Consider the following 19029-nt stretch of genomic DNA (forward strand, 5'->3'; position numbering starts at 1 on the left):
AGAACGTACATGTTATAATAATAATGTTTGTCAGAAGGAATTTGTACGTAAAAAGGAGCCGATGCATTCGATGGAACGAGTGGAAACATTCGTATTAACCAGAGGGCTGAATGCCAGTCAAGTATTGTCATTTGTGCATGAATTGGAAACATTTAAAGCAGATGTATTTTTCGAAAAACGAAGAACTTCCGCCAATGGAAAAAGCGTACTCGGCATGATGTCTTTGTTTACAAGCATTAGACTTGGGGATAAAGTGGAGCTCAAGGTTTACGGGGAAGAAAAAGATGCGGTTGCCGCGGTGGCAGCCGGATATCTCGGAGAAGCAGCGGAGTACGAGAATAATAATGGCTATTGGGAAGACGAAGCAGCAGAGCATGTAGAACGTGCGATGGCTGGCTGCATGACTCATTGGAATCCTAATGTGCGAAATATCGCGCGTTCGTATCTTAAAACGACACGCAGTTAATAGGAAGACCCGGTGCCGGAAGAAGGCGGCCGGGTCTTCAGCTGTATTAGAAGCCGCTTGCTAATCCCCTGGACAATAAAAGCGTATAACAGGCCAAATAGGGTAAAGTAGAAAAGGAATAATTTCCATGTACTGGTTGTATGATACAAGCAGTAATATCGAATGTGACGAAAGGAGGAAGGCATTATGATTGACCGGCATACCGGAACATTTTGGCGGGCATCCATTGCTCTTGGGCTTGCCTCTCTGCTCATCTTTGCCAATATGTATTATCCGCAGCCGCTGCTTCCATTATTTACAGGAGAATTCAACGTTAGCGAAGCAACAGCAAGCTTTGTGGTTTCACTGTCGCTGCTGATGCTTGGGATAAGCTTCTTTTTTATCAGTGCAATATCTGATGCTAAGGGAAGAAGGAAAATCATCGTGTATGCAATGATCTGGGGAACGATAGCAACGCTTCTTATTCCGTTTGCGGGGTCGTTTTGGCTGCTTTTGCTGTTGCGGATGATACAGGCAGTCGGGCTGGCCGGCATTCCTATTGCGGCGATGTCCTATATCGGGGAGGAATTTACCCCGAGGGCCATGACAGTAGCGATGGGCTTTTATGTGAGCGCGAACAGTCTTGGCGGCATGGGGGGAAGAGTAATGAGCGGCGTGCTTGCTGATTGGTTCGACTGGCGGACAGCTTATTTTTTTATGGCTGGGGCAAGTGTGCTGCTCGCCGTGCTCGTCATTCTGCTGCTTCCTGCTTCGAAAAATTTCAAACCGAAGCCGCTGGAGTGGAGCGATACATGGAAAAACGCCCTGTTTCATCTTAGAGATCCGGTCCAACGGCTGGCTTATATTATCGGCGGACTGAATTTTTTCGTGTTTATTGGCACATTTAACTTTATCACGTACCGGTTGGACGGAGATCCTTTTTTCGTTAGTACAGCGGTCCTTGGACTGTTGTTTCTAACATACGGGGCAGGCACGTTCAGTTCAAGTCTTGCCGGAGAGTTGACGCAGCGCTTTAAACAGACGGACTGTATGCAGACCGGCATTCTAATTATGGCCGGCGGTCTGCTGCTGTCGCTTGTACCGCAGCTTTGGGTGGTTATTGCATCGCTTGCTGTACTGAGTTTTGGTTTTTTCTTTGCTCATTCCACGTCGAGCTCCTGGGTGACAAAAAACGCCAAAAAAGCCCGGGCGAGTGCCTCGGGACTTTATTTGACGTCTTATTATCTGGGCGGAAGCCTGAGCAGTATTTATTTTGGACTACTATGGCCCGCAGCCGGCTGGATAGGTGTCATTGCCGGCGGTCTGCTCCTGTTAATAGTCACACTTACAAGCGTGCGTCGTCTGATGCCAGCGGAAGCAGGCTAGCTTTTGGCAGGAAGAAGCACAATGCCGTCGCTGTCGGCATAGACGTAGTCTCCGGGCGTCCAGGTGACGTCGGCAAAGTCGACTGGAATGGAACGCTCGCCGCGTCCTTCCTTGACGGACTTTCGGGGGTTGGTAAAGCGGGAGAACACACGGACATCCATTTCGCGCAGCTCGTCACTGTCGCGGATGGCGCCGTTCACGATAATGCCTGCGAGCCCGCGATTGACAGCGATTTCTGCCAGGTTGTCCCCGAGCAGGGCGCGCCGGGAGGAACCGCCTCCGTCAACGACAAGAATGCTGCCGGCTGGAATATCGCCAAGCGCCTGTTCGACAAGTACGTTATCTTCAAATACCCGTACAGTTTCTATTGGTCCTTCAAAGGAACGTGCCGGTCCGTGTGATAAAAACGGCTCGTTGGCGACAAAAACCTCGTTTCCATATTCATCACAGATATCAGCTGTTCTACCCATATGTATGCCTCCTTTTATTAATTTCATTGTAAGGCTTTCCCAAACGAAAGAAAATAGCAGGAGAACAGAAAAAAGATGGAACTATCATTTTGCTTTCAAAGGGCGATATGATAATCTAGGAAAGAGAAATTTGAAGGAGGATGTAAAACATGAATCAAATGGACGCAAATGAAATTATTCAGTTTATTTCAGATAGTAAAAAATCCACCCCGGTTAAAGTACATATTACCGGTGAATTGGACGCTATCGGATTTGGAAATGAAACGAAGCGGTTTATTACAGGCAACACCGGCGTATTGTTCGGTGAATGGGAAGATATTAAAGAAGGCATCGAAGCGAATGCAGACAAAATTGAAGATTTTGTTGTAGAAAATGACCGCAGAAACAGCGCAATCCCGATGCTTGATTTGAAAGACATCGAAGCACGCATTGAGCCGGGTGCGATCATCCGCGACCAGGTGGAAATCGGTAAAGGCGCGGTTATCATGATGGGCGCAAGCATCAATATCGGTTCAGTTGTTGGAGAAGGCACAATGATTGATATGAACGTTGTCATGGGCGGCCGTGCCACCGTGGGTAACAACTGCCATATCGGTGCAGGGTCCGTTCTTGCCGGGGTCATCGAGCCGCCATCCGCGCAGCCGGTCGTTGTCGAAGACGGTGTAGTGGTTGGTGCCAACTGCGTCATCCTTGAAGGAGTTACTGTCGGAGAAGGTGCAGTCGTAGCGGCCGGTGCCGTAGTAACAGAAGACGTGCCGGCAAACACGGTTGTTGCCGGTACTCCTGCACGTGTCATCAAAGAAATTGATGATCAGACAAAAGGAAAAACAGAAATTAAACAGGAACTGCGCCGCTTAAAATAACAATGCAACAATGTAATGTAACGGTGAAAGGCTGCCTTTTGGGACGGGTTCCAAAAGGGGCCTTTCTTTTTCATTTATGCGAAAGGGGCAAACAGCATGAACTGGCTTGAAAAAGACCAGCACTATATAATGTCTACGTACCAGCGTCTTCCGATTGTCGTAGAAAAAGGAGAAGGCAACTATTTATACGACAGCGAACAAAACAAATATCTCGACCTATTTACCGGCCTGGCCGTTAATATTGTCGGCCACTCCCATCCCTATCTGCTCAAAAAGCTGAAGGAGCAGGCAGACCAGTTTCTGCATATTTCCAATATGTTTATTAACAAACCGGCGGTGCGCCTGGCGGAACGGCTGATTGAGCTCAGTATTCCGGGAAAAGTGTTTTTTGCAAACTCCGGGGCGGAAGCTACTGAAGCAGCGGTCAAGCTTGTTCATAAGTGGGGAAGCAGCCAGGAAACGCCTAAAAAAGGCATTGCCGTTCTGGAAAAAAGCTTTCATGGCCGGACGCTGGGTGTTATCCAGCTGACACGTCAACCCGGGATTTATCAGGATTTCCCGGCGGCGGATTATCCCGTGTATGAAGTAGAGGCAGAAAACCTGGAAGCGCTCGAAGAAGTGCTCAGGACGAAGCAGCCGGCAGCGTTTTTATTCGAACCAATTTTAGGATCAGGCGGCATTCAGCCGGTTTCTCCTTCTTTTATGGAGAAAGCAAAAGCCCTTTGTGAAAAATACAATGTGCTGTTTATCGTGGATGAAATACAGACCGGCATCGGCCGTACTGGCACATTTTTCGCTTATGAACGGGCAGATATTACGCCGGACGTCATTTTGTTTGCTAAAGGCATCGGCGGCGGCCTTCCACTAGGGGGCCTGATTGCTGGAGAGCACGTGCAGGAAGTTTTCCACCCCGGCGATCACGGGACGACCTTTGGGCCTTCACCGCTCAGCGCCGCGATGGGCAACGCCGTGCTCGATGTCCTGTATGATCAAAAAGAATTGGAACATGGGCGTGAACGGGCTGAATATTTATGGCAGCGCCTGGAAGGCTGGAAGAAGGAAAGCGAAGGGTTTGTGCAGGAAATCCGGGGCCTCGGCATGATGATTGGAGTAGTGCTGGATGCTGACGCAGTTTTTGTAAAAGCTCTGCAGGAAAAGCTGCTCGCGAAAGGGTTCATGTTTAATATTACCCAGCAACGGATTATCCGCCTTCTGCCGCCTTTAACCCTTGAGCACGCTGAAGTGGACGCCTTCATTGAAACTCTCGCTGAAGAAATGAATGCCTTAAAAGAAAGGAGTCTGCAGTAATGACCACCCTCGATTTAACCAGGGTACGCCGTGACCTGCACCGCATTCCGGAGCCGGGATTTAAAGAATTTAAAACGCAGCAGTACCTGCTCGAAGCGATTCGTGCTCTGCCGCAGGAGCACCTTATGTATAAAACCTGGCAGACTGGAATCCTCGTCCGTATCGAAGGCTCAAATCCGGAAAAAACCGTCGGCTACCGTACAGATATGGACGGTCTTCCGGTGACAGAACAATCGGGTCTGGATTTTCCGTCCGAACATGAAGGAATGATGCACGCCTGCGGGCACGACATGCATATGACCATCGCGCTCGGGATATTACAAAACCTTACGGAGCACCAGCCAGTCCAAAACGTGGTGATACTGTTTCAGCCGGCAGAGGAAGGGCCCGGTGGTGCAGAACCGATGCTCAGGTCAGAGGAATTTAAGGCATGGAAGCCAGATGAAATTTATGCGCTCCATATTGCCCCGGAGCACCCGGTGGGCACGGTTGCGACGAAGCCGGGGGTGCTGTTTGCTAACACTTCGGAATTATTTATTGACATCCGCGGCAAAGGCGGCCATGCGGCACGTCCCCATCAGACAGAGGACATGGTGGTGGCGGCAAGTCACTTTGTGACACAGCTTCAGTCGATCGTAGCCAGAAATATTGATCCGCTTGATTCGGCCGTCGTCACGGTCGGGACCATCGAAGCAGGCACCAAGCAGAACATTATTGCGGAATCCGCCCGGGTGGAAGGGACGATCCGGACATTTTCGATGGATAACATGAAGCTGATTAAAGAACGAATCAGCGGCATGCTGAAAGGAATCGAAGCCTCCTTCCATTGTGAAACAGGGGTGGATTGGGGAGCGAATTACTGCCAGGTGTATAATGATGAAATAAAAACAGCCGAACTGACGGCGGCTGCAGAGAGCCATGGCCAGGTAAATGCTGTAGAAAGCCGGGAAGCAATGACCGGAGAGGACTTTGGCTACTTCCTCGAGGAGATTCCAGGCACGATGGTGTGGCTCGGAGTAGACACACCGTACGGCCTGCATGACAACCGGATCAGCCCTTCCGAAAAAGCGATGGACACAGCGGTACAGTTTTTCACTGATTTTTTACACAGCCGGTAATCTCTTTACAAAAAAAGACGGCGGAGGCTCTGAGCCCCGCCGTCTTTTTCTTGTGCTATGCTTCTTTGCTGACGTTCACCTGGTGAGGATACGGAATTTCGATATTATGGGCGTCGAGTTCTTCTTTGCACGCTTTCAATAACTCCCGCTGCATGGCCCACTGCATCATATTCTCTGTTTTAGCGATAATTCGGATGGTTACTTCGGAAGAGCCAAGGGCGTTTACTCCCACAACATCAGGACCTTCTTTAAAAGCCCCCTGTTCTTCTGCGACGCGGTTGCAGGCTCCCTGGATAACAGCGATTGCTTTATCTACATTTTCTTCATAAGCAATGCCAATATCAACAATTGCCTGCATGTTACCTCGTGAATAGTTGCTGACAACGCTGATCTCCCGGTTCGGAACAAAGTGAAGCGTGCCATCGAAACTGCGAACCTGAGTTGTGCGCAGGCCGACTTCTTCGACGATCCCATCTATACCTGCGATAGCGATGTAATCCTCGACGTCAATCTGCTTTTCGAGCAAAATAAAAAAGCCGGTAACTACGTCGCTCACAAGGCCCTGGGCCCCGAAGCCGATCGCAAGGCCAACGATCCCGGCACTTGCGATCAGCGGAGCAATATCAAGATCAAACAGCCCTAAAGTAATAGTGATTACTATAAACAATAAAATGTAAGTAAAGATGCTGATAGCGAGCCTTGAAAGGGTCTTGACCCTGCCCGGATGCATATTCCGCTGCTTTTCCATGCGGTTAAAGGCGCGGTGAATAATTTTGCTCCCGATGGCCCGTACGATAATATAGCCGATAAGCACACCGACTAACTGCACAATTAAAATAATGGCAGCTGCCCAGAAGACTCCGTCATTAAATGATTCCATATTCATGTCCTACCACTCCTCCGCCTGTAGTTTCCATTTTAACCCGATTAGTATAACATAACCGGTCCAGCCAAAAAATATGCAATAGTAATGAATTAAACTGCCATAAAACGAGGTTTGGAGCATGCCGTTGACTTTGAAATTAGCGGTCCATATAATGAAGAATAGAATGCAGGAGCGTACTATTAAAGGAGTGGAATGCATGAGTGAAAAGCGTATGGTTGCAAAGCAGGCTCCACGCTTTGAGATGAATGCTGTGATGCCGGACACCTCGTTTGGCACAGTGAGTCTTGAACAATTAATGAAAGAAGATAAATGGACGGTGCTTTTTTTCTACCCGATGGATTTCACTCACATCTGCCCAACAGAAATCACGACGATGAGTGACCATTACGAGGAGTTTGAAGAACTCGATACAGAAATTATCGGCGTTTCGACGGATACGATCCATTCACATAAAGCCTGGATTAACATGGCGCGGGAAAACAATGGACTTGAACAGCTGAAGTTTCCGCTTGCAGCTGATACAAACCACCGGGTAAGCCGGGACTACGGCGTGTTGATTGAAGAAGAAGGAGTGGCGCTGCGGGGATTGTATATTATTAACCCGTACGGGGAACTGCAGTACTCAATGGTTCACCACAATGATGTCGGACGTGACGTGGATGAAGTACTGCGTGTACTGCAGGCCCTGCAGATGGGAGGCATGTGCCCGGCAAACTGGAAGCCGGGACAGGACACGCTCAATCCCTGAGGATTTGGGCAGACAGGTATGTTGAACACAGTCTGGCTCCGTAGGGCCGCCGGGGCAGCTGAGGGACTTGAGAAGAATAGGGGAGAACGGGATGAAGAAACAGTTTGCAGTCATTGGTCTTGGCCGATTCGGGGGCAGTATATGTAACGCCCTGGCAGATGAAGGAATGGATGTGCTTGCTATTGATTCCAATGAGTACCGGGTCAATGAATTCGCCCAGGTTGTCACCCAGGCAGTCATTGCGGACGGTATGGATGAAAAGGCGCTGAGGGGTCTTGGAATTCGTAATTTTGATAACGTCATTGTAGCTATCGGCGACAATATTCAGGCAAGCATTATGACTACTATTGTGCTTGATGAAATCGGCGTCAAGCATATTACGGTAAAAGCCCAGAATGACTACCACGAAAAAGTACTGCGGCGGATTGGTGCCCATGAAGTTATTCATCCGGAGCGGGATATCGGTGTCCGGGTGGCACACAGCATCGTGTCTAAAAGTGTCCTCGATTACCTGGAGCTTTCCGAAGATTACAGCATCGTGGAGCTTGAAGCCGGACAGCTGCTTGATGGCAAATCACTTCTTGATTTAGATATACGTGAAACGTATGAATGTAACGTACTTGCCATTAAACGCGGGGAGGACGTTCATGTGTCGCCACGCCCCGAGGTGGATATCAGTGAAGGAGATATTCTGATTATCGTCGGCGCGGATGGTGATATTGCAAGGCTGGAAGCCCGATGGATCGATGACAATTAAATAAGACTCGCCCCCTTCCGTAATGTAAATACGGAAGGGCTTTTTAGTTTTAAGCTGCCAGATAAGGGTAAATAAGGATGTTGGACACATATATTTATAAATAGGAGGTGTGCTGGTTGCTGTTGTACGCATCGCTGCTTGTTATACTGTTAGCTCTCGGGCTGATCGTTTATATCTTTGATGTTAAAAGCAACTATTTCCCGGTCCCGATGGTGCTTTTGTTTATTGGCCTAGGGCTTTCATTTATTCCTGTTTTCAACAGGCTGGGCCTGAATCATGACATCATCTTTGATCTGCTGCTGCCAGCGCTCCTGTTTGTGCCAGCCTACAGTTTTTCCATTCGTTCATTAAAGAAAAATTTCTGGCCGATTGCCACATTAGGAACGCTCGGACTTATGGCTACGGTGTTTTTAATGGCAGTGCTCATATATTTCGTAGGGGCTCCGGCCGCCGGACTTTCATTTGTGGCGGCATTTTTGATTGCTTCCATACTCACACCGACCGACCCGGTGTCCGTTACAGCTATTCTCGAAAATGTTTTCGGAGACTCGGATATTCCGAAAGTTGTGGAAGGGGAATCGATGATCAATGACGGTACAAGTGTAGTGCTATTCAGCATTGCTTCCTCCATGTTTTTATACAACGAACCCTTTTCTTTATTTTCGTTTCTAGGTGAATTTCTGCTTGTTTCGCTTGGCGGTGTGGCCGTTGGTGTGGCAGGGGGATGGATGGTCACTAAGGCAGTCCATGTCATGCACAACCATGTGTACCAGGTAATACTCAGTATCGTTCTTGCCTACGGCGGTTTTTACATTGCGGAAGGATTGGGGGCCTCCGGAGTACTGGCAACAGTTTCGGCAGGCATTATGCTTTCCCGGGCTTTTCAGCAGTCTGCACAAGAAGAAGAGCTTCATTCTTATTTGGACGGCTTTTGGAAAGTGGTAGAGCCGGTTGTATTATCGCTGCTCTTTTTGTTGATCGGCATTCAATCAGCAGGCTACCTTGCATTTGGGCACTGGCTGCTGGCAATTGGAGTATTTATCATTTCGTTGATCGTCCGCTTCATTGTATTGGGAGGTTTTCTAAAATTTTCTCCCCATATCAAAGAACGGTTTCAATGGTCGTCGGTGTTTATGATGACCTGGTCAGGACTGAAGGGGACCGTGTCTGTGGCCCTGCTGTTAAGTATTGAAACCCAGTCAAGCAGCAGTGCAAATTTAGTCGTGTCCCTGACATTTGCTGCTATCCTGCTTTCCCTTGTCATTCAAAGTCTCGGCGTCTATCCGCTGGCGAAAAAGTTTTCCTCCTAAGAATCTGCGGCTTAGCTGATCAACAAAGAATGAATATGTATAATTAAAAACACGTCCGGAGACATTCGCCGGGCGTGTTTTATCTTCCGCTGTTAAGCTTTGCTCCAATCCGCGTTCATTTCCACGCCGGCGGCGTTAAGAGTAGTAAATACGGGACACCGGGCATCCACTTTTTCCTGAAGTTCCTGGATGCGTTCTTCGCTTTCAGATGTCTCCACCTTTGCTTTTACTGAAACGGTCTGAAAATACGGGCGCACATCGGGGTTTCCCATCATGCCTTCCGAATCGATATTTCCACTTACCTGAAACGAAATACCCTGCAGGTCAAAATCCATTTCCTTTGCCACAAAATTGGCTACTGCATTCTCGCAGCCGGCAAGAGAGGAGAGCAGGGCGGACAGAGGATCCATACCCTGATTGTGTCCACCAAGATTTTCAGGTTCATCGATCGTGATTTTGTGAGTACCCGTAGAAAGATCTGTTTGAAAGTTCTTTGCCTTTCCTTCTACGTTAAATTCCATGTTGGCCATATTTTTCACTCCTTTGATTAGAACTACTGGGATATACCCGCGCCCCTATTATAATAAACAGGAACAGCCTGAAAATATGGAAGTCGCGTTTTTTCAGCTTTCATTTAGGGAATGAGTTTGAAAAGCAAAGCGTAAAGGAGAAATCGATTATGGCAAAATACAGCAGAATCATTGCTCAGGCAGGATGCCACATTCATCATGCAGAGCCCGCACAGGTATACGAAGCTTGGACTAACCCCGAACTGATGAAAACTTGGATGTTCCTCTCAGGAGAAAGCCGGGAATCTGAAGCAAAGGCCGATGTCACAGAGGGCGGTGCATGGAGCGTTGTGAACGAAAGCCAGGAGGAGACGTACCGGGCTTACGGAGAATACTTAAAAATCGATCCGCCGGAACGAATTGAAAAAACACTCGTTCGAAAAGAAACAGGCGGACAGAATGAAAAAATCAAGGTGGAAATCAACTCTATTTTGAATGGAAGCCAAGTGATTGTTACCCAGGACGTAGTTTTTCTTCATCATGAGCAGCTGCATCCAAAAACAGTAGAAGAACATTTAAGAGAGCAAAGACGGCAGACGGAAAAATATTGGCATGAAATGTTTTCCTTATTATCGAAACAACTTACACCTTCGTAAGCGTATGATATTATAAAAGGCGTGAGAACCATGATCTCATAAACTGGAAGAAGTATAGGATGATGAGGGAAATGCTGAAAAAAATCGTATTCACCGGCGGCGGTTCCGCCGGTCATGTTACTCCGAACATTGCCGTGATGAACGAACTGAACCAAAACGATTGGGATATTTATTACGTGGGCTCCAAAGAAGGTATTGAAAAAGAGCTGGTCGAACACAAAGGCATTCCGTATCATGCCATTAGCTCAGGTAAACTGCGTCGTTACATAGACTGGCAGAACATTACTGATATTTTTCGGGTGGTAAAAGGATGTTTGGAAGCCCGGAAATACTTAAAAAAGGTCAAACCGAACGTAGTATTTTCCAAAGGCGGCTTTGTGACCGTGCCGGTTATTATCGCGGCCAAAACGTTGAATATTCCTGTCATTATTCACGAAAGTGATATTACCCCGGGCCTTGCCAATAGAATCGCCCAACGGTTTGCTACAAAAATATTTACTTCGTTTGATGAAGCAACAACCCATTTTCCGCCGGGAAAAGCGAAAGCTCTTGGCTCTCCGGTGCGAAAAGAGATTACCCGGGGAGACAAAAAAAGAGGGATGGAATTCCTTCAATTTGAGGAGTCCCGGCCGGTACTAACCGTTATGGGAGGCAGTCTTGGAGCGAGAAAAATTAATGAAACAATTCGGGCGGCACTGCCGCGCCTGACTGAAAAGTACCAGGTAGTGCACCTTTGTGGTAAAGGTCATACAGATGAAACCCTAAAAGACCAGCCCGGCTACCGTCAGTTTGAATACGTTAATGAAGAGCTGCCTGATGTACTTGCAGCAACTGATACGATCGTTACACGCGGCGGCTCCAACTCTATTTTTGAGTTCTTAACCCTTCATCTGCCTATGCTGATCGTGCCGTTAACGCGTGCCCAGAGCAGGGGAGACCAGATTCTGAATGCTGAATCCTTTCAGGAAAAAGGGTATGCAGCCGTTCTAGAAGAAGAGCAGCTTAACGAAGACACGCTGCATGACGCCCTGCAGAGCATTGAAGACAATCGAAACGATACAATCGCCCAGATGAAAACGTACATGGCGGAAAACCCGTTGGATCTTATTATCAAAGAACTTTATGTATATCATTAACTAAACGCCCTCCGTGTTCATCCGGAGGGCGTTTTTCTGTTTCATTGCTCAGAAAGCTTGTCGGCGATTAAATCGATTTGTTCGTTCACAGAAATCGGATCATATGGATAATATGTATCAAAATCAAGGAAGTAAAACTGATCGTTTTGTACAGCGTCCAGATTGGCCCATACATCAGATTCCTGGATTTTTTCTTTGCTTTCACCAGTGCTTTCAGGGTCATAGGTAGTCATAAACATGTGGTCAGCAGAGTAGTCCTTGAGTACTTCCATTGAAATCTCCTGGGCGTTTCCCCCCATAACTTCCTCCTGAATTTTTTCGGGAGGACTTAAATCAAGAGCATTATAGATAGCCTGACCCCCGCGTCCGCCATTTGCGCCGAAAACATAAAGTTCATCATTGTTAGTGAGCTCGTAGATTCCAAAGGTATCGCCTTCATCGATAGTTCCTTCAATACGTTCTTTTGCCTCCGAAGCAGTTGTTTCAATGGTTTCTTTAAAATTTTCTGCCTCCGTCTGGTTATTTGTCAATTCTCCGAAGGTATCAAGCGTTTCCTGGACATTCGTGTCGGGATTGTATGGAATATAAACCGTCGGTGCGATCTCTGACAGCTGTTCATAATTCTCATCGTACATAACAACGATTAGATCCGGATCGAGCTCGAGCACTTCCTCGGGATTGAGGGGGGCACCGACGTCTTCAGCGCCGCTCAGCTGTTCTTTAAGAAAAGGATTGGAAAACGCATCCGGCCCGGTGCCGGAGACGTCAGCCCCCACTGAAAGCAGCTCTCCGGCATAGTAATCGGTCACTATGGTTTCAGGGTCCGAGGGAATAGTGACTTCGCCTTTTTCCGTTTCATATGCTCTGGTTTCTTTTCCGCTATCTGAATTATTATCGGAAGAATTGCCCTCTCCGCTGCTGCAGGAAGCAAGCAGTGCCAGTCCAGCCGTAAAAATAGTCAAGCGTCCAACAATCGCATGTAAATACATAAAAATCCTCCTGTTTAAATGATAATGATTTTCAATATCATCATTGTAACTGAAGGAGAATGAAAAATCTACACAAAAAAAGCCTCCACAGTATATGCGGAGGCAGCAAGAAAATGGATTACACTTCCATAATTATAGGAAGGATCATTGGGCGCCGTTTTGTACGCTCGTATAAATAAGGCGCCAGGTTGTCAATAATTTCTGATTTAATCTCAGACCATTGACTTGTTTTTCGTTTCATTACTTCATCGAGATGCCTGCTTAATGTTTTCTGGGCATCATTTATTAAATCTCCGGATTCACGCATATAAACGAACCCGCGTGAAATTAAATCAGGGCCAGCTGAGACTTTAAAGTTTTTCATATCGATGCTTACGACGACCACCACGAGACCTTCTTCAGATAAAATGCGGCGATCGCGGAGTACAATGTTTCCGATGTCTCCAATTCCATGGCCGTCGACGTAAACAGCACCAGAAGGCACCTTGCCCACGACAGAAGCACTGTCTCTAGTGAGAGCGAGCACTTCGCCGTTTTCCATGATAAATGAATTTTCGAGTGGTACACCGCAGTCCTTTGCAAGCCGGGAGTGCATTTTCAGCATCCGGTACTCCCCGTGGATCGGCATAAAATATTTCGGGCGCATCAAACGAAGCATAAGCATCTGCTCCTGCTGGCTCCCGTGACCCGAGGTGTGAATATTATTCAGCGAACCATGGATAACACGGGCGCCGGCCCGGTACAGCTGGTTAATAATTTTGTGCACAGAAGTCGTGTTTCCTGGAATAGGAGAACTTGAAAACACAACAGTGTCCCCGGGAATAATCTGGATTTGCCTATGCGTCCCATGGGCCACGCGAGAGAGGGCCGCCATAGGCTCTCCCTGGCTCCCGGTACATAAAATAGCTGCCTGGTCATCGGGAAGTTTATTTAGCTGCGAAGGCTCCACAAATGTCCCTTTGGGCGCATTGATATAACCCAGCTCCTGGCCGATGGTAATGGAAGCTTCCATACTGCGTCCAAAAACGGCGATTTTACGTCCATCTTTGACAGCAGCGTCAACAGCCTTCTGGAGACGATAGATATTAGAGGCAAATGTAGCAAAAATAATTCTTCCTTTGGCCTGTCGGAAAATGGAATGAATATTATCCCCGACTTTTCGTTCCGAAACGGTAAATCCGGGAACTTCTGCATTTGTGCTATCGGAAAGCAAGCAGAGAACGCCTTTTTCGCCGATCTCAGCCATTTTGGCTAAATTGGCCGGCTCTCCAACCGGGGTGAAATCAAACTTGAAATCCCCTGTGTGCACCACATTTCCTTCAGGAGTATGAACGTTGATACCGAGGGAATCAGGGATGCTGTGGGTGGTCCGGAAAAAGTCTACTTTTAAATGGTTGAAAGCAACAGGCTGGTCTTCCTGTATAGTGTTTAGTTTTGCTTTTCGCAAAAGCCCGCGTTCTTCGAGCTTTCCTTTTAACAGGCCAATAGCCAATGGCCCCCCGTATATAGGGACATTTAATTCTTTTAGCAGAAAAGGCACACCGCCGATATGGTCTTCGTGCCCGTGGGTAATAAAGACGCCTTTAATTTTTTCTTTGTTCCGAACAAGGTAGGTGTAATCGGGAATAACGTAGTCAATGCCAAGCAGGTCATCCTCAGGGAACATGATCCCGGCGTCAATAACGATGATTTCATCCTGGTATTGAACAACATACGTGTTTTTGCCGATTTCGCCTAACCCGCCCAGGGCAAAAACTGCAACTTGATTTTGTTTTATTTGTTTCATACGTTATAAATTCTCCACTTGGAAGTCTTCGGATCTTTTTTCGAATTCAAGCTGCTTATCAGTGAGCTCCTGAACGAATTCAATGTTGAATTGTTTATCGGCAAGTTTGCGGCGGACTTCCCGCTCTGATTCTGCTTCTACGTATAGTGAATGGGTGTTCTCCCGTACAGGAGCTTCTGTAAAATTATTTTGGTAAAAAACTTTGAAAATCATCGTAAATATCTCTCCTTCTTGAAATGTAAATGCGGCGTATATAACTGCTTTAGAAAAAATGGTTTTTTGGCATAAACTAGTACTGTGAATATAAAAAAGCAAAATAATGCAGGAAGGACAGGAAGTAATCGTTGCAACAGCCTGGCTGTTTAATCAAAAATGACTTCATATCCAGAGCGGTTCTACTCAGCTTCCGGCCAAAGAACTCAAGCTGAACAGCACCACAGTGTACGTACCAACCATTAATAATTCATATTATAAAGCATGAGACTGTTTTTTTCATCCTTTTAATCATTTCATTACAAAAATCGTCCGGCTGCAGGGAAGTTAATAGTTAAAAGAAAGTAACTATACGGGTCCTAAAGAACCATGATAAAATACAAAAGGGAATAAATTTTCTAAATATAAATAAATTTTAAATTATAGTAATTATTACCAATAACGGAGGAGAGCTTTGAGAAATGCCGGAGCTAAGTCGATGAAAAGCGTCGCCAGCAGTTATCAGCCTTTTTGTATACTATCCAGGCATCGATGATAAGAAAGCATAGAAAATGATAAAAAGATGCTCATAAAAAAGCATCTTCCCGAAGGAAAATGCTTTTTTTGCAAACTATAGCTTGGGCAGCTCCCGTTTGTACTCATCTTCATAATCTTCAATCCGGTCGTAAAACATAACGCCGTTCAGATGATCAATTTCGTGCTGGGCGACGATAGCAGGCATTCCCCGAAGACGCAATTTTACTTCTTTATTTTCAAGCGTTTTGGCCTTTAATGTGATACGTGAATACCTGGGCACATTTCCGGGCACCTCCCGGTCGACGGAAAGACAGCCTTCTCCGCCTTCTAAATGGGTGGTTTCGACGGAATGGCTGACAATTCTCGGGTTAATAAACCCGTAGCTGTACAGTTCATCTTTATCGTCGGTTACATGCATGGCGAACATTCGTTTATTGATGCCGAGCTGCGGCGCTGCTATGCCGACGCCCGAACGGAGCTCATATTTTTCAGCGGTTTCTTCGTCCTGGCTGTTTTTTAAGAAATCCAGCATGTCCTGCAGAACATGCAAATCTTCAGCAGACGGAGGAACCGGAACTTCTTCAGATACTTTGCGGAGCGCAGGGCTCCCTTCACGCTGAATATCTTTCATCGTTAACATGAATCTACTGCCTCCAATCAAGCGTGCAAATGATAGTGATTAATAACAGTGTATTAGTATAGCAAAAAAATTTCAGCTTAAACAGCTTTTAAAAACAGAATGGCTGAGAAAACAAATATAGCGGAGGAATACATATGCATAAGATGAATAAAAAGATAACCGGAGCAGCAGTTATTACTCTATCTGCAGTCATGCTGTCTGCATGCGGCTCGCCAGAAGGAAATATTCAGAATCACTGGAGTGAAGCAGCTGGAGCAGAGGAAGAATTTCCGGAAAAGGATAAAAAATTGACCCAACTGGCTAAAGAGGAACAAAATGTATTTGAAAATTTAACCTCCTACGAAAATGAGGAACAGAAAAAAATTAAATCATCTATAGAAAAAGCCGTAAGCTCAGTCAAGGAACGCAAAGAATTAATGGAAGAAGAAAAAGAAGAAATTAATAAAGCTTATGATGAGGCAATGGAAGCAGGGGAGCCGATCAACAACCTTGAAAATGAAAAAATGACTAAAAAGGCACAACAGGCACAACGGGCAATGGAGAAGAGAAATGAAGCATTTAATAGCGTTCACGGGGCTTACACAGAAGCAGCAGATAAAGAAATTGAGATGTATGAATCGTTTACTGATGAAAATCTGGAGCTTGAATCGCTCGAAAAACATCTTGATAAAATTAACAGCTCCTATAAGAAGGTAGAAAGCTTCAGGGACTCATTCAATACAGAAACAAAATCATTCAATGAAGCTAAAAATGTATTCGGGGAGATGGTGGAGGCAGAAAGTTAATTCAGTTTTATAACAAGCGGGAAAAGCAAGGCAGAAAAAAGGCCAAAAACGGCTGGACTGTTTATATAGGCATAGACAAATGATATATAACAGATTGTCTTATTTACAAAAACTAGAAGATGCTAAATGACAGGATAATCCTTTGAGCAAAAAGGATTGACGTATCTTTTTCGTTTGGTATATTCTAACTATTGAGAAGTATTGTTTCACTGAAATGATATAATAAACTGAAACAGTTACTTATTTGTTCTTTATTAAAATTATCGGTGATTATATTACGGCTTTGAAGGGTATTAAAAGATGATGTGGTTCTGGGTTCACACATGAGAATACCCAATCAAAAGCAAGTGTATTATTCAAACGATAATTCAAGAACAGATAAACACTACTACTGGATACAGCCGGTTTATTTTAAGAAGAGAGGAAGAGGTGAACATTTGTGGCGACAAAAACGATTGAGCAAGTCGAAAGTCACTTTGAAATGTTTCAGATTTTAGATGAAAACGGAGAAGTAGTTAACAAGGACGCTATGCCTGATCTGTCCGATGAACAGCTTCAGGAAATTATGCGCCGCATGGTGTATACACGCATATGGGATCAGCGCGCAATTTCGCTGAACCGCCAGGGACGGCTTGGTTTCTATGCTCCAGTAGCAGGGCAGGAAGCCTCCATGATCGGCTCTCACTATGCATTGGAAAAAGAGGACTGGATTCTTCCTGGTTACCGTGACGTACCACAGGTAGTATGGCACGGCCTTCCGTTGTATCAGGCATTTCTTTATTCCCGCGGCCACTTCCACGGAGGCCAGATTCCAGAAGGCGTAAATATTCTTCCGCCTCAAATTATTATCGGGGCGCAAATTGTGCAGGCTGCGGGTGTGGCACTCGGGCTTAAACGACGTCACCAGGATAACGTGGCGATTACTTATACCGGAGATGGCGGCGCTTCCCAGGGCGACTTTTACGAAGGCATGAACTTCGCAGGCGCATATGAAGCTCCAGCTATTTTTGTCGTGCAGAACAACCAGTTTGCGATCAGCGTACCAGTGGAAGAGCAATCCGCTGCTAAAACGATTGCCCAAAAAGCAGTAGCTGCCGGCATTCACGGAGTGCAGGTTGATGGGATGGATATTCTTGCTATGTATTCAGTGACGGAAACCGCCCGTAAAAATGCACTGAACGGAGAGCCTACGCTGATTGAATCCGTATGTTACCGTTACGGTCCGCACACCATGGCCGGCGACGACCCGACCCGTTATCGTACAGAAGAACTTGACAACGAGTGGGAAAAGAAAGATCCGCTTATTCGGTTCCGGAAGTTTCTTGAAGATAAAGACCTTTGGAATGAAGATAAAGAAAACGAAGTAGTAGATCAGGCGAAAGCTGATATTAAAGAAGCGATTAAACAGGCTGACGATACACCGAAGCAAAAAGCCTCCGATTTAATCGAAATCATGTATGAAAAGCTTCCGCAGAATCTGCAGGAACAGCTCGAAGAATACAGAGAGAAGGAGTCGAAGTAAGCCATGGCGCAAATGACGATGATTCAAGCAATTACAGACGCAATGCGTACGGAACTGAAGAACGACGAAAACGTTCTCGTTTATGGTGAAGACGTAGGCCAGAACGGCGGAGTTTTCCGTGCGACAGAGGGACTGCAGGATGAATTTGGCGAAGAACGCGTATTCGATACCCCGCTCGCAGAATCCGGTATTGGAGGCTTAACGCTCGGTTTGGCTGTTACTGGCTTTCGTCCGGTAATGGAAATCCAGTTCTTCGGCTTCGTATTTGAAACAATGGACGAAGTAGTTGGCCAGATCGCACGCCTTCGCTATCGTACTGGCGGTAAATACGGGGCGCCAGTAACAATCCGCACGCCTTACGGCGGCGGTGTAAAGACTCCTGAGCTGCACGCAGACAGCCTGGAGGGGATCATCGCGCAGTCGCCGGGGATCTCTGTGGTTATCCCGTCAACTCCATACGATGCAAAAGGATTGCTTATTTCTGCTATTCGCAGCAATGACCCAGTCTTTTATCTTGAACACATGAAGCTGTACCGTTCCTTCCGGGAAGAAGTGCCGGAAGAGGAATACACAGTGGAGATCGGCAAAGCAGACGTGAAGCGTGAAGGAAAAGACGTTACGCTTATCGCTTACGGTGCTATGGTACACACATGCCTGAAAGCAGCTGACCAGCTTGCAGAAGAAGGGTATGAGGCAGAAGTGGTTGACCTCCGTACTGTAAGCCCGGTAGACATGGATACTATTATTGAATCCGTGAAAAAAACCAATCGTGCTGTGATGGTTCAGGAAGCGCAAAGACAGGCGGGTGTTGGCTCTAACGTTATTGCTGACATTAATGAGCGTGCAATTTTACACCTTGAAGCTCCGGTACTCCGGGTAGCAGCTCCAGATACTGTGTTCCCATTTGCGGCAGCTGAAGACGTATGGCTCCCTAATGAGAATGACGTTATCGAAAAGGCAAAAGCTGTACTAAACTTCTAAAATTG

Annotated in this window: 20 protein-coding genes; 13 read left to right on the forward strand and 7 right to left on the reverse strand. The window is 46.5% G+C overall.

The genetic code is table 11. The features are described from left to right. Positions 1-70: 70 nt before the first annotated feature. Together CHL76_RS02775 and CHL76_RS02780 are read left to right on the forward strand one after the other, a co-directional pair. Positions 71-466 carry an HPr family phosphocarrier protein gene (locus CHL76_RS02775; RefSeq protein ID WP_158219047.1) on the forward strand — a complete coding sequence of 132 codons (396 nt, stop codon included), beginning with the start codon at positions 71-73 and terminating at the stop codon, positions 464-466. A gap of 186 nt (positions 467-652) precedes the next feature. Beyond that, positions 653-1831: an MFS transporter gene (locus CHL76_RS02780; RefSeq protein ID WP_079476033.1), complete on the forward strand. Its 1179-nt coding sequence runs from the start codon at positions 653-655 to the stop codon at positions 1829-1831. On the opposite strand, the gene rraA is transcribed toward CHL76_RS02780, so the two are convergent. Then, positions 1828-2301 (reverse strand): ribonuclease E activity regulator RraA, encoded by a 474-nt coding sequence (rraA, locus tag CHL76_RS02785; RefSeq protein ID WP_079476034.1) that lies wholly within the window; start codon positions 2299-2301, stop codon positions 1828-1830. The two genes, CHL76_RS02780 and rraA, sit on opposite strands and share 4 nt — an antisense overlap. A 149-nt stretch (positions 2302-2450) precedes the next feature. Between rraA and dapD the strand changes: the two genes are divergently transcribed. From dapD to CHL76_RS02800, 3 genes are all read left to right on the forward strand, one after another. After that, positions 2451-3164, forward strand: coding sequence for a 2,3,4,5-tetrahydropyridine-2,6-dicarboxylate N-acetyltransferase (dapD, locus tag CHL76_RS02790; RefSeq protein WP_079476035.1), 714 nt, complete (start codon positions 2451-2453; stop codon positions 3162-3164). 96 nt (positions 3165-3260) lie between these two features. Continuing rightward, entirely contained in the window at positions 3261-4472 is a 1212-nt protein-coding gene (locus tag CHL76_RS02795) for an aspartate aminotransferase family protein (RefSeq protein WP_094907832.1), read from the forward strand. Beyond that, complete coding sequence (locus tag CHL76_RS02800; protein ID WP_094907833.1) at positions 4472-5590, forward strand: N-acetyldiaminopimelate deacetylase; 1119 nt, start codon at positions 4472-4474, stop codon at positions 5588-5590. The genes CHL76_RS02795 and CHL76_RS02800 overlap by 1 nt, the downstream gene beginning before the upstream one ends. Positions 5591-5645: 55 nt before the next feature. Here the strand turns inward: CHL76_RS02800 and CHL76_RS02805 are convergent, their stop codons facing one another. Beyond that, entirely contained in the window at positions 5646-6476 is an 831-nt protein-coding gene (locus CHL76_RS02805) for a mechanosensitive ion channel family protein (protein WP_079476038.1), read from the reverse strand. Between the two features lie 196 nt (positions 6477-6672). On the opposite strand from CHL76_RS02805, the gene CHL76_RS02810 reads away from it, so the two are divergent. The 3 genes from CHL76_RS02810 (at position 6673) to CHL76_RS02820 (ending at position 9291) form a co-directional block, all read left to right on the forward strand. Further along, positions 6673-7224 carry a peroxiredoxin gene (locus tag CHL76_RS02810; RefSeq protein WP_079476039.1) on the forward strand — a complete coding sequence of 184 codons (552 nt, stop codon included), beginning with the start codon at positions 6673-6675 and terminating at the stop codon, positions 7222-7224. Positions 7225-7315: 91 nt separating this feature from the next. After that, positions 7316-7981 (forward strand): potassium channel family protein, encoded by a 666-nt coding sequence (locus CHL76_RS02815; protein ID WP_079476040.1) that lies wholly within the window; start codon positions 7316-7318, stop codon positions 7979-7981. A gap of 116 nt (positions 7982-8097) precedes the next feature. Next, positions 8098-9291, forward strand: coding sequence for a cation:proton antiporter (locus tag CHL76_RS02820; protein ID WP_233133200.1), 1194 nt, complete (start codon positions 8098-8100; stop codon positions 9289-9291). 92 nt (positions 9292-9383) lie between these two features. On the opposite strand, the gene CHL76_RS02825 is transcribed toward CHL76_RS02820, so the two are convergent. Continuing rightward, entirely contained in the window at positions 9384-9821 is a 438-nt protein-coding gene (locus tag CHL76_RS02825; protein WP_094907834.1) for an OsmC family protein, read from the reverse strand. A 149-nt stretch (positions 9822-9970) separates the two neighbouring features. Between CHL76_RS02825 and CHL76_RS02830 the strand changes: the two genes are divergently transcribed. Together CHL76_RS02830 and CHL76_RS02835 are read left to right on the forward strand one after the other, a co-directional pair. Continuing rightward, positions 9971-10456: an SRPBCC family protein gene (locus tag CHL76_RS02830; protein WP_094907835.1), complete on the forward strand. Its 486-nt coding sequence runs from the start codon at positions 9971-9973 to the stop codon at positions 10454-10456. 71 nt (positions 10457-10527) lie between these two features. Then, entirely contained in the window at positions 10528-11592 is a 1065-nt protein-coding gene (locus tag CHL76_RS02835) for an undecaprenyldiphospho-muramoylpentapeptide beta-N-acetylglucosaminyltransferase (protein WP_079477022.1), read from the forward strand. Between the two features lie 41 nt (positions 11593-11633). Here the strand turns inward: CHL76_RS02835 and CHL76_RS02840 are convergent, their stop codons facing one another. The 4 genes from CHL76_RS02840 to def form a co-directional block, all read right to left on the reverse strand. Beyond that, complete coding sequence (locus CHL76_RS02840; RefSeq protein WP_094907836.1) at positions 11634-12581, reverse strand: ABC transporter substrate-binding protein; 948 nt, start codon at positions 12579-12581, stop codon at positions 11634-11636. A 118-nt stretch (positions 12582-12699) separates the two neighbouring features. After that, the gene (gene rnjA / locus CHL76_RS02845) at positions 12700-14367 is read right to left on the reverse strand and encodes a ribonuclease J1 (RefSeq protein ID WP_079476044.1); all 1668 of its coding nucleotides are present in this window, start codon (positions 14365-14367) and stop codon (positions 12700-12702) included. 3 nt (positions 14368-14370) lie between these two features. Then, positions 14371-14580, reverse strand: a complete 210-nt coding sequence (locus tag CHL76_RS17165; RefSeq protein ID WP_079476045.1) for a DNA-dependent RNA polymerase subunit epsilon — start codon at positions 14578-14580, stop codon at positions 14371-14373. Positions 14581-15190: 610 nt separating this feature from the next. Further along, complete coding sequence (gene def, locus CHL76_RS02855) at positions 15191-15736, reverse strand: peptide deformylase (RefSeq protein ID WP_079476046.1); 546 nt, start codon at positions 15734-15736, stop codon at positions 15191-15193. A gap of 134 nt (positions 15737-15870) precedes the next feature. On the opposite strand from def, the gene CHL76_RS02860 reads away from it, so the two are divergent. The 3 genes from CHL76_RS02860 (at position 15871) to CHL76_RS02870 (ending at position 19024) form a co-directional block, all read left to right on the forward strand. Beyond that, positions 15871-16521 carry a YkyA family protein gene (locus CHL76_RS02860; RefSeq protein WP_094907837.1) on the forward strand — a complete coding sequence of 217 codons (651 nt, stop codon included), beginning with the start codon at positions 15871-15873 and terminating at the stop codon, positions 16519-16521. Positions 16522-17002: 481 nt separating this feature from the next. After that, positions 17003-18043, forward strand: coding sequence for a pyruvate dehydrogenase (acetyl-transferring) E1 component subunit alpha (gene pdhA / locus CHL76_RS02865; protein ID WP_179124151.1), 1041 nt, complete (start codon positions 17003-17005; stop codon positions 18041-18043). Between the two features lie 3 nt (positions 18044-18046). Then, on the forward strand, positions 18047-19024 hold the full coding sequence (locus CHL76_RS02870) for an alpha-ketoacid dehydrogenase subunit beta (protein WP_079476049.1): 978 nt from the start codon (positions 18047-18049) through the stop codon (positions 19022-19024). The last annotated feature ends 5 nt before the right edge of the window (positions 19025-19029 follow it).

This window comes from Marinococcus halophilus, from assembly GCF_002265875.1.
Lineage (GTDB): Bacteria > Bacillota > Bacilli > Bacillales > Marinococcaceae > Marinococcus > Marinococcus halophilus.